The organism is Oerskovia sp. USHLN155 (genome assembly GCF_037145535.1).
Lineage (GTDB): Bacteria > Actinomycetota > Actinomycetes > Actinomycetales > Cellulomonadaceae > Oerskovia > Oerskovia rustica.
Genome location: NZ_JBBCXG010000001.1, coordinates 88748 through 103273 on the forward strand (window position 1 = coordinate 88748; position 14526 = coordinate 103273).

At 73.9% G+C, this 14526-nt stretch carries 14 protein-coding genes; 7 read left to right on the forward strand and 7 right to left on the reverse strand.

The window, feature by feature from the left end:
• Positions 1-47: 47 nt before the first annotated feature.
• The 4 genes from WFH32_RS00330 to WFH32_RS00345 all read right to left on the reverse strand — a co-directional run bounded on the left by WFH32_RS00330 (position 48) and on the right by WFH32_RS00345 (position 4707).
• Positions 48-1247, reverse strand: a complete 1200-nt coding sequence (locus WFH32_RS00330; RefSeq protein WP_336705885.1) for an ABC transporter permease — start codon at positions 1245-1247, stop codon at positions 48-50.
• Positions 1244-2131 carry an ABC transporter ATP-binding protein gene (locus WFH32_RS00335; protein ID WP_336705886.1) on the reverse strand — a complete coding sequence of 296 codons (888 nt, stop codon included), beginning with the start codon at positions 2129-2131 and terminating at the stop codon, positions 1244-1246. The genes WFH32_RS00330 and WFH32_RS00335 overlap by 4 nt, the downstream gene beginning before the upstream one ends.
• Positions 2128-3153 carry an efflux RND transporter periplasmic adaptor subunit gene (locus tag WFH32_RS00340; protein ID WP_191795732.1) on the reverse strand — a complete coding sequence of 342 codons (1026 nt, stop codon included), beginning with the start codon at positions 3151-3153 and terminating at the stop codon, positions 2128-2130. Before WFH32_RS00340 ends, WFH32_RS00335 begins: the two co-directional genes overlap by 4 nt.
• Before the next feature lie 390 nt (positions 3154-3543).
• Positions 3544-4707 (reverse strand): Mrp/NBP35 family ATP-binding protein, encoded by a 1164-nt coding sequence (locus WFH32_RS00345; protein WP_191795731.1) that lies wholly within the window; start codon positions 4705-4707, stop codon positions 3544-3546.
• Between the two features lie 34 nt (positions 4708-4741).
• Between WFH32_RS00345 and WFH32_RS00350 the strand changes: the two genes are divergently transcribed.
• Positions 4742-5539 (forward strand): maleylpyruvate isomerase N-terminal domain-containing protein, encoded by a 798-nt coding sequence (locus WFH32_RS00350; protein WP_191795730.1) that lies wholly within the window; start codon positions 4742-4744, stop codon positions 5537-5539.
• A gap of 22 nt (positions 5540-5561) precedes the next feature.
• On the opposite strand, the gene WFH32_RS00355 is transcribed toward WFH32_RS00350, so the two are convergent.
• Both WFH32_RS00355 and WFH32_RS00360 read right to left on the reverse strand, forming a co-directional pair.
• Positions 5562-6218, reverse strand: coding sequence for a DUF1003 domain-containing protein (locus tag WFH32_RS00355; RefSeq protein ID WP_191795729.1), 657 nt, complete (start codon positions 6216-6218; stop codon positions 5562-5564).
• Entirely contained in the window at positions 6211-7533 is a 1323-nt protein-coding gene (locus WFH32_RS00360) for a magnesium transporter MgtE N-terminal domain-containing protein (protein ID WP_138825306.1), read from the reverse strand. The genes WFH32_RS00355 and WFH32_RS00360 overlap by 8 nt, the downstream gene beginning before the upstream one ends.
• Positions 7534-7782: 249 nt before the next feature.
• Here WFH32_RS00360 and WFH32_RS00365 point away from each other — a divergent pair, with 249 nt between their 5' ends.
• The 6 genes from WFH32_RS00365 (at position 7783) to WFH32_RS00390 (ending at position 13532) form a co-directional block, all read left to right on the forward strand.
• Entirely contained in the window at positions 7783-8682 is a 900-nt protein-coding gene (locus WFH32_RS00365; RefSeq protein ID WP_191795728.1) for a DeoR/GlpR family DNA-binding transcription regulator, read from the forward strand.
• Positions 8683-8741: 59 nt separating this feature from the next.
• Complete coding sequence (locus tag WFH32_RS00370) at positions 8742-9638, forward strand: SIS domain-containing protein (RefSeq protein WP_336705887.1); 897 nt, start codon at positions 8742-8744, stop codon at positions 9636-9638.
• Positions 9635-10711 (forward strand): ROK family protein, encoded by a 1077-nt coding sequence (locus WFH32_RS00375; protein WP_336705888.1) that lies wholly within the window; start codon positions 9635-9637, stop codon positions 10709-10711. Before WFH32_RS00370 ends, WFH32_RS00375 begins: the two co-directional genes overlap by 4 nt.
• Positions 10708-11679, forward strand: coding sequence for a 1-phosphofructokinase family hexose kinase (locus WFH32_RS00380; protein ID WP_336705889.1), 972 nt, complete (start codon positions 10708-10710; stop codon positions 11677-11679). Before WFH32_RS00375 ends, WFH32_RS00380 begins: the two co-directional genes overlap by 4 nt.
• On the forward strand, positions 11680-12516 hold the full coding sequence (locus WFH32_RS00385; protein WP_191795724.1) for a class II fructose-bisphosphate aldolase: 837 nt from the start codon (positions 11680-11682) through the stop codon (positions 12514-12516).
• A 146-nt stretch (positions 12517-12662) separates the two neighbouring features.
• Entirely contained in the window at positions 12663-13532 is an 870-nt protein-coding gene (locus WFH32_RS00390) for a general stress protein (protein ID WP_191795723.1), read from the forward strand.
• Position 13533: 1 nt separating this feature from the next.
• Here the strand turns inward: WFH32_RS00390 and WFH32_RS00395 are convergent, their stop codons facing one another.
• The gene (locus tag WFH32_RS00395) at positions 13534-14526 is read right to left on the reverse strand and encodes a TetR/AcrR family transcriptional regulator C-terminal domain-containing protein (RefSeq protein WP_336705890.1); all 993 of its coding nucleotides are present in this window, start codon (positions 14524-14526) and stop codon (positions 13534-13536) included.

The following is a 14526-nucleotide window of genomic DNA, read 5'->3' on the forward strand; positions in this document are numbered from 1 at the left end:
GGGTGGACGTGCGCAGCGGTGCGGCACGCCCTCCCAGGAGCGTCGGATCAGTACCGGATGGCGTCGATCACCTTGACCCGGACCGCCACGAGCGCGGGGATCAGACCGGCGAGGGCTCCCACGCTGACCGCCGCGACCATGCCGGTCACGGCTGCGGAGACCGGGAAGCCCGGCCGGTCCTGGACGGGCGAGCCCATCATCGTGTCGAGCGGGACGTTGTGCAGGATCACGATCGCGAGCGAGACCCCGACGACGCCGGCCACGACGGTCGCGACGACGCTCTCCATGAGCACCGAGAAGAAGACCCGCCCCGAGGACGCGCCGAAGCTGCGGCGGATGCCGATCTCCCGGATCCGGTAGCGCACCGTGACGAGCGCGATGTTGACGAGCCCGAGGCCGCCCAGCAGGAGCGCGACCGCGCTCACGCCCAGGATGACCCACTTGGTCGCCCCGTCGATCATGTTCATGTCCGGGCTGTCCATGCGGGCCACGTCGACCTGCGCCCCGGCGATGGCACCGGACAGGTCACGGCGGACCGCGTCGGTGAGCGCGTCGACCGTGTCGGTCGGGACCCAGAGCTCGAGCGACGGCGGGCCCGTGTTCATGAGCGACTCGGGGGTGCTCCATCGCAGCTTGGACTCGACGAGCATGTACGCGGCCGGCGGCTCGCCCGGCCAGGTGTTGGCGTAGGAGCCGATGACCGTCGCCTCGACCGGGTTCTCGCCGCCGATCGTGATCGTCGGATGGTCCTCGATGCGCTGGCCGAGCGCGTCGAGGAACGCCTGGTTGACGACGAGCGCGGGAGAGAGGTTGTCGGCGTCGCTCTCGGTGAACCACCGGCCGCCGTCCACCACGAAGCGGTGCATGGTGGCCCAGTCGGCGCTGACCGCGTTCGTCTGCGTCGGCATGGTCCCGCCGGGGAACCGGAAGGTCGTCTCGGACCACATGACCATGGACGAGTACTCGACCTCGTAGCGGGCCGTGATGTCCTCGTAGGCAGCGACGTACTCCTCGACGCCCGGGATCTCCTGACCCGTCGGGTACGCCGAGACGCTGAGCGTCGCGGGGCGGCCGCTCCAGCGTTCGTTGGCCTCGGCCGACACCTGGCGCAGCATGTCGCCCGCCGCGGTGATGGTGGTGATCGCGCAGACCGCCACGGCCACCCCGATGAGCGCGAGCAGCACCCGGAGCTTGTGGACCCGCAGCTCGTCCCACGCCTCGGCCAGGGCGCCGAAGAAGCCGGTCACGAGGCCACCACCGAGTCGCCGAAGAGCCCGTCCACCCCGGTGCCGGGGCGAGGTGCGCCGACCGGCTCGGCCGCTGCCGAGGAAGCGGACGCGACCGCGCCCAGCGTGACGGCGACGTGCTCGGCCTGGTGGTCCTCGCCGTCGGGCACGTGCTCCACGCGGGAGCCCAGGCCGTCGAGCGAGCCCGCGCTGCGGGCACCGATCGCGATGGGCGTGAGGACGCCCTCGGCGAGCCGGAAGTGACGCTTGGCGCGCGAGGCGACCGCGAGGTCGTGCGTGATGGCGATCAGGGCGGACCCGTTCTCCTGGGCGATCGTGTCGAGCAGGTCCATGACCTCGCCACCCGTGTCGACGTCGAGGGCCCCCGTGGGCTCGTCGGCGAGGATGACGCGCGGCCCGCGGACCAGTGCTCGAGCGATCGCGACGCGCTGCTGCTCGCCGCCCGAGAGCTTCTCCGGCATGGTGTCGAGGCGGTCGCCGAGGCCGACGCGCTCGAGCATCTCCGCCGCGAGGCGCCTGCGGGCCCAGAACTGCTTGCCCTGGGCGTAGAGCAGGGGAGCGGCGACGTTCTCGAGGGCCGTGCGCGCCTGGAGCAGGTTGAACTGCTGGAACACGAAGCCGAAGTCCGCGCCGCGTCGGCGCGCGCGCACCCGCCCCGAGAGGCGGCCGATGGGCACGCCGTCGAGCAGGAAGTCGCCCGCCGTGGGGGTGTCGAGCAGTCCCAGGATGTTGAGCAGGGTGGACTTGCCGGTCCCGGACCGGCCGACGATCGAGACGTGCTCGCCCGCGTCGACCGTGAGGTCGATCCCGCGCAGGATCTCCAGGATCCGGTCGTCGGGCAGGCGGACCGACCGGGTCACACCGTGCAGCTCGAGCAGGCTCATCCGACCGAGCCCCCGTACATCGTCATGCCCTCGTCGACCGGGGCGACGTCCTGGCCAGGAACGAACTGGAGGACGAGGTCGCCCTCGGCGACGCCCTCGACGATCTGCACCTGGGTGCCGTCGGTGATGCCGAGCTTCACGGCCGTCTCGACGGGCTCGCCGCCCTCCTCGCCCGCGAGCCAGACGTTGCCCGTCTCGACCGAGCCCTGGACCGCGGTGATGGGGACGAGCAGCGCGTCCTCGGCAGAACCTGCGGTGACCTCGAGCTTGGCCGCGAGCCCCGCGAAGACCGTGACGTCCCCAGGGACGGCGCACGTGATCGACGCGGACGGCGTCGCGCCGGGCTCGGCGCCCGTCGGGTCTGCACCCTCCGCGGGTGCCGCGGCGGCCGTCCCCATGCGCAGACCGGTGCACGTGAAGGGAGCCGGTCCGCCGGTGACCGTCACCGTCGCCTCGGTGGGGATCGTCAGGAGACGGAACTGCTGCTCGGGAAGCATCGAGGCGGACACGGACAGCGTGCCGGGGGAGATCGTCGCGAACGTGTCGCCGACCGCGACCTCCTGGTCCTTGATCGCGGTGAACGTCGCGACCGTCCCGGCCGTGGTGGCCTTCATGGTGGTCTTGGTGACCTTGGGCTTGCGCTCGGTCACCTTCTCCTCGCCCGTCTCCTTGTTCGTGGTGACGAGCGGCTCCTGCGGCGTCTCGAGGGTGACCTCGAGCAGCGGGGCGCCGACCTCGACGACGTCGCCGGCCTTGGCGTGCACCGCCGTGACCTTGCCGAGCTGCGTGACCTTCTCTGCGCTCGCAGCGTCCGCGACGACCTGGCCGGTGAGGGTCACGGTGTTGGTGATGGACCCCTTGGCCACGGCCACCTGCGGCAACGTCACCACTGCCGAGGGGGACTCGGTGTCGCCCTCGGCCTGTGGGGCGGACTTGAAGGCGATCACGACGAGGGTGACGGCGATCACCGCCCAGATCACGATACGAAGGGCTGGGAAGATGATCCGGCGGGTGACGCCCACGGCAGGTCTCCAGGTGAATCCGATGAGCAGGAAGCTCAAGGTCTTGGCATGCTCCGGGAAGCCTAGGGGGGCCGATTCGGCCCGCGTATCCACCTCAGGTATGAGATGTCTGCGCAGAAGATCACGATCAGGTGTGGTTCCTGCCGTGATGCGTTGTCGATGCCCCCCTGGGCGACCGGCACTGGTCGCGCTTCTGACGAACGATGAGGGCACACTACACCCGGGACGGGTGTGCCAGGTTCACCGGACGGCACGGGACCTCCAGGCTCGCCTCCGGGCACGGTCACGCCCGGGCACCGGCCGTGCCGGGGCTCCGTCGCCGGACGCGACGAGGGCCCGCCCTTGCGGGGGCGGGCCCTCGTGGACGCCCAGGCAGCGAGGCGTCGCGCGTCAGACGGGCGACAGGCCCAGCCGTCGACCCGCGAGGCCGCGGCTGCGGGCGGCGAGGCTCCGTGCGACGCCGCGCAGGGCGACGGCCGCGGGGGAGTCGGGGTCGGAGAGCGTCACGGGTGTGCCCGCGTCCCCGGCCTCGCGCAGCGACATGTCGAGGGGGACCTGCCCGAGCAGGTCGACCGGTCCGCCCGTCGCGGCCGTGAGGTTCTCCGCGACCTTCGCCCCGCCACCGGCGCCGAACAGCTCGAGCCGCGACCCGTCGGGCTGCTCGAGCCACGACATGTTCTCGACGACGCCGACGACGCCCTGCTGGGTCTGCGTCGCGATCGAGCCGGCGCGCTCCGCGACCTCGGCGGCCGCGACCTGCGGGGTCGTCACGACGAGGATCTCGCTGGTCGGCAGGAGCTGCGCGACCGAGATCGCGATGTCGCCCGTGCCGGGCGGCAGGTCGAGCAGCAGGACGTCGAGGTCGCCCCAGTACACGTCCGCGAGGAACTGCTGGAGCGCGCGGTGGAGCATGGGGCCGCGCCAGATCACGGGCTGGCCCTGCGGCACGAACATGCCGATCGAGACGACCTTGACCCCGTGCGCGACGGGCGGCAGGAGCATGTTGTCGACGCGCGTGGGCTGGCGGTCCACGCCGAGCATGCGGGGGATCGAGAAGCCGTAGATGTCGGCGTCGACCACGCCCACGCTGAGCCCGTCGGCGGCCAGCGCGACCGCGAGGTTCGCGGTCACGGAGGACTTGCCGACGCCGCCCTTGCCCGACGCGATCGCGTACACCTTGGTCAGCGAGCCGGGCTTCGCGAAGGGGATCTCGGGCTCGCCGACGCCGCCGCGCAGCATGGTGCGCAGCTCGGTGCGCTGCTCGGCGCTCATGACGCCGAGGTCGACGCTCACCTCGTCCACGCCCGGCACGGTCTGCGCCGCGGCCGTGACGTCCTTGACGAGGGTCGACTTCATGGGGCAGCCCGCCACGGTCAGGTCGACGCCGACGACGACGCGCGCGCCGCCCCCGGTACCGCCCGTCACCTCGACCGACCGGACCATCCCGAGCTCGGTGATGGGACGCCGGATCTCCGGGTCCATCACCTGCGTCAGAGCCGTCCGGACGAGGTCCTCGAGTACGTCGGTCGTGGGTGTTGCAGAGCCGCCAGCCATGGCCCCATCCTAAGCGGCCGGTTAGCGTTCGAGGATGGACGCCCTGGCCTCGATCGCGCGTGACTCGGCTCTCTTCCTCGACGCGATGCGTGCGGCGCCGCCGGGGGCGCGGGTCCCGGCCTGCCCCGAGTGGGGCGTGGCGGACCTGACGTACCACCTGGCCGAGGTGCAGGCCTTCTGGAGCGCCGTCGTCGGGCCGGCGGCAGGCGAGGGCCTCGACGCCGACGACGTCGCCCCCCTCGCGCGCCCAGCGCACGACGCGGCGCTGCCCGACCTCGCCGCGACCGTCACGGCACGCCTGCTCGCGGCCCTCACGGGCCGCGACCCGTCCGAACCGTGCTGGTCCTGGCACGACGCGGGGCGCAGCGTGGGGTGGGTCGCCCGGCGCCAGGCCCACGAGGCCCTGGTGCACCGGGTCGACGCCGAGCAGACCGCGGGGCGCGACGTGACGGGCGCGGACCCTCAGGTCGCGGCGGACGGGGTCGACGAGGTCCTGCGTGTGCTGGTCGACGGGATCCCCGCCTGGGGGACCTTCACGCCCGACGGGAGCACGGTCTCGGTCGCGGTGGACGGGCCGGGGGAGACGCCGCGGTCGTGGGAGCTCGCGTTCGGGCGGCTCACGGGGGTCGGCCCCGAGTCCGGCACGGCGTACGACCTCGACTCGGCCCAGGTCGTGGACCTGCCCGGCTCCACGACGGCCCAGGTCTCGGGCCCGGCGTGGGCGCTGGACCTGTGGCTGTGGGGCCGGGCGGACCGGCAGGGGCTGACGGTGCACGGCGACCCGGCGCTCGTGGACCGGCTGCGGGCCGTCGCGAGCGACGGGATGCAGTAGCCGCCGCCCGACCGGACCCGCCCTACTGCTCGGCCGACGAGTCCGGCCCGCGGCGCCCCGTGGTCGCGCGGCGCCCGTCGCGGTTCGCGCCGCGACCGGAGGAACGCGGCAGCGGGGAGTCGAGCCCGGCTCGTCCGGGGGCCGAGCCCGACGAGCCAGCGGTCCCCGCGCGGCCGGCGTCGGCGGCCTCGGCCGCGCGCTCCGACTCCTTCTCGTCGAGCTCCTCGAGCAGGTTGCGGATCTCGGAGCGCACGAAGTCGCGCGTCGCGACCTCGTTGAGCGCGATGCGCAGCGCGGCCATCTCCCGCGCGAGGTACTCGGTGTCGGCGAGGTTGCGCTCGCCGCGCTGGCGGTCCTGCTCGGCGCTCACGCGGTCGCGGTCCGTCTGGCGGTTCTGCGCGAGCAGGATGAGCGGGGCCGAGTACGACGCCTGGAGCGAGAGCATGAGCGTCAGGGCCGTGAAGCCCAGGGCCGCTGAGTCGAAGCGCAGCGACTCCGGGCCCCACGTGTTGAAGCCCAGCCACAGGAGGCAGAACACGGTCATGTAGAGCAGGAACCGCGGGGTGCCCATGAAGCGGGCGATGCCCTCGGAGATCTTGCCGAACGCGTCCTGCTCGACGCGGACGCGCGGCAGGAGGGTGCGACGCGCGGCCTTGGGCGTGTCGAGGCGCTCAGCCACGGAGACCTCCTCGGCGGATCGGGAAGGCGGAGGACGCGGGGGTCTGCGTGCCGAGGCTCGTCTCGTCCGCGTCGTCGTCGGTCTCGCGCCAGTCGTCGGGCAGCATGTGGTCGAGCACGTCGTCGACGCTGATGGCGCCCAGCAGACGCTTCTCGTCGTCGAGCACGGGCAGGGCCAGCAGGTCGTACGCCGCGAGCAGGCGCGTGACGCGCCCGAGCGGCGCGTCGGGGCGCACCCACTCGATGTCGGAGTCGAGCACCGACCCGACCGACACGTGCGGGGGCTCGCGCAGGAGCTTCTGGAAGTGCACGACGCCGAGGAAGCGTCCGGTAGGCGTCTCGAGCGGCGGGCGCACGACGAACACGAGCGCGGCGAGCGCGGGCGGCAGGTCCTGCCGGCGGATCTGCGCGAGGGCCGTGGCGATCGTGGTCTCGGGGCCGAGGACCACGGGCTCGGTCGTCATGAGTCCGCCCGCGGTGTCCTCGTCGTACGCGAGGAGCCGGCGCACGTCGCGCGCCTCCTCGGGCTCCATGAGCTCGAGGAGCTCGGCCGCCTGCTCCTGGGGGAGCTCGTGCAGGAGGTCGGCGGCGTCGTCGGGCTGCATGGCCTCCAGGACGTCGGCCGCACGGTCGGTGTCGAGGCCCGAGAGGATCGCGACCTGGTCGTCCTCGGGGAGCTCCTCGAGGACGTCGGCGAGGCGTTCGTTGTCGAGGGCCGTGGCGACCTCGAGGCGGCGCGTGTCGCCGAGGTCGTGCAGGACGTCGGCGAGGTCGGCGGGCTTGAGGTCGTCGTACGCCGCGAGCAGACGAGCTGCGCCCTGGGTCTCGGGCGTCCCGGCGAGGCCTGTGACCGCGCCGATCTCGACGACGAACGCGTCCCCGCGCCGCCGGATCCCCAGCGCGTTGGGGGTCGTGTGACGGCGCACGAAGAGCTGGTTGACGAGCCAGTCGCCCGTGCGCTGCTTCTCGATCGAGAGGTCCTCGACCGTCGCGGACCCCGAGCCGTCGACGAACTGCACGGTCCGGTCGAGGAGCTCGCTCACCGCGAGGGTCTCCATGGCGCGCTGCTCGAAGCGGCGCATGTTCACCAGGCCGGTGCTGATGACCTGCCCCGCGTCGATGCTCGTGACGCGGGTCAGGGGCAGGAAGACGCGTCGCCGTCCGGGTACCTCGACCACGAGGCCGACGGCGCGCGGGGCCCCCTTGGGGCGGAGAAGGACGACGACGTCACGCACGCGTCCTACCTGGTCACCGAGGGGGTCGAACACCGCCGTACCGGCCAGGCGCGCGACGAAGACGCGGGTAGTTGCACTCACGTCGCAAGACTACGCACCGCGCGGTGCGGTGGCGCCCCGACCGTCCGGGGACCTGGCGGAGAGGAGGTGCCGACCCTGTGCTGACCGTGTGCCGAGCGGCCGGGGCGGTGGTGGCCTGCTGGACGCCCGTGGCGTTGTCTGCTTGAATCTGGCAATAACAGACGTGAATCCGTCAGAATCAGTCAGACGGTCCACGAGGTGGTCCGGCTCGCAGCGCAGGCGCCGCGGCCCCGAGGCAGGGAGAGACGCATGGCACGCCACGAGGACCCGACCGTCGGTGACGCACCCGGCGGGCTCAGCAAGTCCGTCCGGTGGGAACGCATGCTCGCGCTGCTCGCCGACCGTCGGCGGCTGTCCGTGACCGAGGTGTCCGAGCAGTTCGGCATCTCCGAGTCGACCGTGCGCCGGGACTTCGACCAGATGGCCGACCGGCGCCTCGCGCACCGCACCCACGGCGGCGTCGTCGCGGCCTCCGTCGCCTACGGCCTGCCCGGTCGGTACGGCCGGCAGGTCGACGACCGCCAGCTCGTGGCAGAGGCCGCCGCGCGGCTGGTCGCGGAGCGCCACACCGGCCAGCCCGTCGTCGGCTTCAACGGCGGGCGTACCACGACCCTCGTCGCGAAGGCGCTCGGCGAGATCTCCGACCAGGCGTCCGAGCAGGCGGCACAGCACGGCGAGCACGTCTACACGGTCGTCACGAGCGCGCTCAACATCGCGACCGACCTCGTCCTGCGCCCGCAGGTACGGACCGTGTGCCTGGGCGGCACCGCCCGTGCGCAGTCCTACGAGCTCACCGGACCCCTCGCCGTGACGATGGCCCGGAGCCTGTGGCTCGACGTCCTCGTCGTCGGGATGGTGGGCATCGACGAGCACGCCGGGCTCACGTGCGCCGACCCCGACGAGGCGGGGGTCACGACCGCCCTGGTCGAGCACTCGCGTGCCGTGATCGCCGTCGGGACCTCGGACAAGCTCGGGGTCCGCTCGTTCGCACAGATCTGCGACCTGTCCGCCGTCACCACGCTCGTCACCGACGCGGGCGCGACCGAGGAGCAGCTCGCCCCCCTGCGGGACGCAGGGATCGAGGTCGTCGTCGTCCCCACGGCACCTCCCGCACCGCCCACCGTCCCGTCCACGACGTCCGCACCATGACGGACGCCGGGCGCGCGCGGTCCGCGCGCCCGGTGGCCCCACCAGAAGGGTTTGACACCATGAGCACCTCCCACGTCAGCGTCGAGATCGCGAGCCAGCCCCAGGTCTGGCGCGAGGCCGCGAGCCTCGCGGCCGAGCGCGCCGCGGTCCTCCCGCAGCCGGGCGAGCGCGTCGCGATCGTCGGCTGCGGCACCTCCTGGTTCATCGCGCAGGCCTACGCGGCCCGCCGCGAGGAGCTGGGCCAGGGCGTCACCGACGCGTTCGCGGGCAGCGAGTACCCGGTGGACCGTGACTACGACCGGGTCGTGGCGATCACGCGCTCCGGGACCACGACCGAGATCCTGCACCTCCTCGACGTGCTCGGCGGCCGTCAGCGCACCCTGGCGATCGTGGGGGACCCCACGTCCCCGGGGGCTCAGGCCGCGGACGACGTGGTCGTGATGCCCTTCGCCGACGAGCAGTCGGTGGTCCAGACCCGGTTCGCGACGGCCGCGCTCACGCTCCTGCGCGCGGGTCTCGGCGACGACGTCGAGGCGCTCGCGGCAGCGGCCGAGGACGTCGTGGGGTGGCAGGTCCCCGAAGAGGTCCTGGCTCGCACCCAGTTCACGTTCCTGGGCCGCGGCATGGCCGTGGGGCTCGCGAACGAGGCGGGGCTCAAGATGCGCGAGGCCTCGCTCGCCTGGGCCGAGTCGTACCCGGCCATGGACTACCGCCACGGCCCGATCAGCATCTCCGACGAGACGAGCGCGGTGTTCCTGCTCGGCGCCGAGGTCCCGGGGCTGGTCGAGGACGTCGCCCGGACGGGCGCCCTGGTGGTCCGCTTCGACGAGGACGCGCAGATCACGCTCGTGCGTTGCCAGCTCCTCGCGGTCGCGAACGCCGAGCGCAAGGGCCTGGACCCCGACGCCCCGCGCCACCTGACGCGCTCGATCATCCTGGAGGACGTCGCATCATGAGGCCCGGGGAGGAGCAGGTAGCCTTCCCCGCCGTCCAGGAGCCCGCGTCGCCGTCCCGGCCACCGTCGCCCGCGTCGCCCTCGTCGTCGTCGCACGGCAGGGCGGCGACGGGGGCGGGGCTCCGCCCGGCGGTGATCGGGCTCGACGTCGGCGGGACCGACATCAAGTCTGCGCTGGTCGCGCGCGGCGACCACCCGGGCGCGCCCGACGAGATCGTCGTCGAGCGTGTGGTGCCCACGTGCGCCGCGCAGGGACCCGAGGCCTCGGTCGCCGCGGTGCTGGCCGCGGTCGAGGCGCTGCGGGCAGAGGTCCCGGCGGGCTACCAGGTGCGCGGCGTGGGCCTCGCGGTGCCCGGCACGGTCGACGAGGACGCCGGCGTCGTGCTCAACGCGGAGAACCTCGACTGGGTGGACCTGCCGCTGCGGCAGGTCGTCGCGGACGCGACGGGGCTGCCCGTGGGGTTCGGCCACGACGTGCGCGCGGGCGGCCTCGCGGAGGCCCGGCTCGGCGCGGGCCGCGGCGAGCCCGACCACGCGTACGTGTCGGTCGGGACGGGCATCGCCGCGGCGATCGTGCTGCGCGGCGAGGTCTACGCCGGGCGCGGCTTCGCGGGCGAGCTGGGTCACGGGGGAGTGCGCGGCGGGACGTCGTGCCCCTGCGGCGGCAGCGGGTGCGCCGAGACCTACGCGTCGGCCGCCGGCATGGCGCGCAGCTACCACGAGCTCACAGGCACGTCGGCCCACGAGGTGCCCGGCTCGGCCGAGGTCCTGGCCCGTGCGAAGGCCGGCGACGACGTGGCTCGCGAGGTGTGGGACCGCGCGGTCGACCGGCTCGGCGAGCTCGTCGCCGCGATGGTCCGCGTCCTGGCCCTCCCGGTCGTCGTGATCGGCGGTGGGCTCGTGCGCGCGGGCGACGACCTCATGGTCCCCCTCGACGCCGCGGTGCGGTCCTACCTGACGATCCACCCGGCCCCGCGACTGGTCCCGGCCGTGCTGGGCTCGGCCGCCGGCACGTACGGCGCGACGGTCCTCGCGTGGGACGCGGTGGCCACGAGCGACCTGGAGCCGACGTGACGGGCGACCGGCGTGTCCTGTGCCTCACGCCGAACCCGGCCTGGGACGTGACCTACGGCGTCGACCGCCTGGACCCGGGCGAGGCGCTGCGGGTCCGTTCGGTCGCGGCCCGTGCGGGCGGCAAGGGCGTCAACGTCGCCCGCGTCGTGCGGGCGCTGGGCGGCGACTCGGTCGCGGTCGCCCCCGTGGGCGGGCTCCTCGGGCCCGCGTTCGCGGCGGACCTCGAGGCCGCCGGGCAGCCCGCGACGCTCGTGCCCGTCGCGGGGGCGCTGCGGCAGGCGGTCGCGGTGGTCCCGGAGCACGCGGGGCCCGACGACGGCGGTCACCCCACGGTCCTCAACGAACCCGGGGCGCCGCTCACCGCACAGGAGTGGGCGCTGTTCGTGCGCACCGCGGTCGGGCTCGCGGGGGACGGGACGGTCGTGACGATCTCCGGCTCGCTGCCGGCGGGCACGACGCAGGACCGGTTCGTCGACCTGGTGCGGTCGCTGCGCGAGGCCGGCTGCCCGGTCCACGTCGACGCCTCGGGACCAGGCCTGCTGTGGGCCGCCCGGGCGGGCGCCGACCTCCTCAAGCCCAACCGTGCCGAGCTCGCCGAGGCGACCGGGGTGCCGGGCCTCGCCGAGGGCGTGGCCGCGCTGCAGGGGCTCGGGGCTCGCGCCGTCGTCGTGACCGACGGCGAGAAGGGCCTCGCGGCGTTCGAGCCCGGGTCCACGACCCCGGCAGCCCGCGCACGGCTCGACGTCCCCGTGCAGGGCAACCCGACGGGCGCGGGCGACGCGGCCATGGCGGCGCTCGCGGTGAGCGCCGGGAGGCCCTGGGCCGAGCGACTGGCCCTGACCGTCGCCACGTCGGCCGCGGCGGTGCTGCAGCCGGTCGCGGGCGAGGTCGACCCCCAGGACGTGCGCCGTCTCGGCGCCCGCGTCCTCACCGAGAACCTGACCGACACCAGAACCACGGAGGACTGAATGCCGCTCGTCACCGCCCACCAGCTCGTCGACCGGGCCCGCGCCGAGAGCCGCGGGGTCGGAGCCTTCAACGTGATCCAGGTCGAGCACGCCGAGGCCTTCGTCGCCGCGGCCGCCCGCGCGGGCACGGGCGTCGTCCTGCAGATCAGCCAGAACGCCGCGAAGTACCACGGTGGACTCGAGCCGATCGCCCTCGCGACGCTCGCCGTCGCGCGGGCGTCGAGCGCGCCGGTCGTCGTCCACCTGGACCACGCCGAGGACCGTGCCCTCGTGAGCGAGGCCGTCCGTCTGGGGTTCACCTCGGTCATGTACGACGGGTCTGCGCTCGACTACGAGCAGAACGTCGAGGCCACGGCCGACGTGGTGCGCGAGGCGCACGCCCGCGGGGTCTTCGTCGAGGCCGAGCTCGGCAAGGTCGGGGGCAAGGACGGCGTGCACGCGCCAGGGGTGCGCACCGACCCCGCGGAGGCCGTCGCGTTCGTCGCGGCGACCGGGGTCGACGCGCTCGCGGTCGCGGTCGGCTCGTCGCACGCCATGACGGACCGGACGGCGTCGCTCGACTTCGAGCGGATCGCCGAGCTGCGCGCCGCCGTCCCCGTCCCCCTGGTGCTGCACGGCTCGTCGGGGGTCGCCGACCACGACCTCACGCGCGCGGTCAAGGAGGGCATGACGAAGATCAACGTCTCGACGCACCTCAACAACACGCTCACGCAGGCGCTGCGGGCCTACCTCGACGAGCACCCGACCGTCGTCGACCCCCGCAAGTACCTGGGTGCGGGCCGGGACGCGATGCGGGACGAGGTCGTGCGCCTGCTGGCCGTGCTCGACGCGGTCTGAGCACGCCGGCCCGCCCGCGAGACAGAGGGATGTCGTCGAGGTAGAGGGACCTGACCCTCTACCTCGGCGAGGGCCCTCGATCTCGCGGCGCTCCCCCCTGAGCGAACCCCCTCGCCTCACACCGACATGTACGGGAGACTGGGCAGATGAGCATGACTCGTCCCAATTCCGCGCCCAAGGTCCCGACGCCGCCGAGCGGGGAGCAGGTCGCGTCCTACGCGACCTACCTCGAGGCGCAGAAGGCCGTCGACTACCTCTCCGACAACAAGTTCGCCGTCGAGTACGTGACCATCGTCGGCACCGACCTGCGCATGGTCGAGCGGGTCATGGGCCGCCTCACGTACGGGCGGGTGGCGCTCGCGGGCCTCGCGTCCGGTGCGTGGTTCGGCCTGTTCGTGGGTCTGCTGCTGTACATGTTCAACAGCGGTGGCGGGCTGATGCTCGCCGCGATCGGCCTGGGTGCGGGCTTCGGCCTGCTGTTCTCGGTCCTGTCGTACTCGCTCACGGGCGGCAAGCGTGACTTCACGTCGTCGAGCCAGATCGTCGCGTCGTCGTACTCGTTGCTGTGCCTCGCGGAGCGTGCGGGCGACGCGCGTCGCCTCCTGTCCCAGATGCCCGACGGCGCCGCGGCCGTCGCGCGTCAGGTCCCGCCGGTCGCGGGTCGGCCCGGGCAGCCCGCGCAGCCGGGCCCGTGGGGTCAGCCGGGCCAGGCGCCCGGACAGCAGCAGGGACAGCCGGGGCAGCCGTGGGGGGCGCAGCAGCCGCAGGCGCCCGCTCCGGCCGTGAGCCCGGTCCAGCCGACCGACGCCCCGGCCCAGCCCGCGCCGCCGGTCCGGACGCCCGACCCGCGCTGGACCACGCCGTCGGGTGCGCCCCGCTACGGCGCGATGCGCAGCGACGTCACGCCGACCGCCCCGGCCGACGGTGCACCGGTCGAGGGACAGGGCGCCCCGGCGGCCGACGCCCAGGCCGCCGCCGAAGGCCCGGCCGACGAGACGTCGTCGGGCACGCGCTAGGTCAGCGCCTCGCCCGCTCGGTGGCGGCCTTCGCCGCGTCGCGCTCGCGCTTGCGCGCCTCCTTGAGCCGCTTCTCGGCCTCCCGGACCGCCTTCTCCGCCTCGCGGCGCGCCTTGGACGCCTCCTTGACCTGGGGGTCGCGCGCGTAGAGCTCGGCCGCCACGCGGTCCTCGGGCGCGGGGAGTGGCGAGTCGGCGCGCTCGGCGGGCGAACGGTCGATGTAGACCCCGATCCCGTCGAGCACGCGCTCGAGGCCGAACACGACGTCGTCGACCCCGTCGTCCTCGCTCAGGTACGCCCCCGACGCCACGACGGGGTGCAGGAACGGGAAGCGCTCGGGCGTCACGAGCTCGGAGAAGACCTCGGCGTACGCGGCGCCGCTCACGTCGCGACCCGTGGGGTCCTGCCGGGCGCCACGCAGCTCGCGCTGGATCCGGGCCGCGCTCTGCGCGTAGCTCGTGACGAGCATGATCATCGCGAGCTTGTCCTCGTCCGTGAGCGAGGTGCCGTGCATCGCGCGCAGGCCCAGGTCGACGAACCGCAGGTTGTTGGGCGTGAGCGGCACGCCCTGGACGGCGACGTCGAGGAACCACGGGTGGGCCTCGTAGACCGCGAGCGTCGCGAGGGCGAACTCGCGCAGCCCGCGCCGCCACGTCGGCTCGCCGCCGTCGGGGATCCGCCCCTCCATGACCGCGTCGACGTCGGCCCGGGCGCCCGAGGGGAGGTCGACGTCGATCGCCTGCTCCTGCATGAGGAGCAGCAGGTCGTCCTTGCTCGTGACGTAGCGGTACAGCGACATGGTCGTGTACCCCAGGGCCGTGGCGAGCTTGCTCATCGAGAGCGCCGCGAGCCCCTCGGCGTCGGCGATCTCGATGGCCTGCTCGACGATCCGCTCGATGCTCAGCTCGCGGCGCGGGCCGCGCTGCGGGTTCTCGGCCACGCCCCACGCCAGGGCGATGGCGTGGGGCAGGCCGGGATCGGTGGTGTCCGTCAT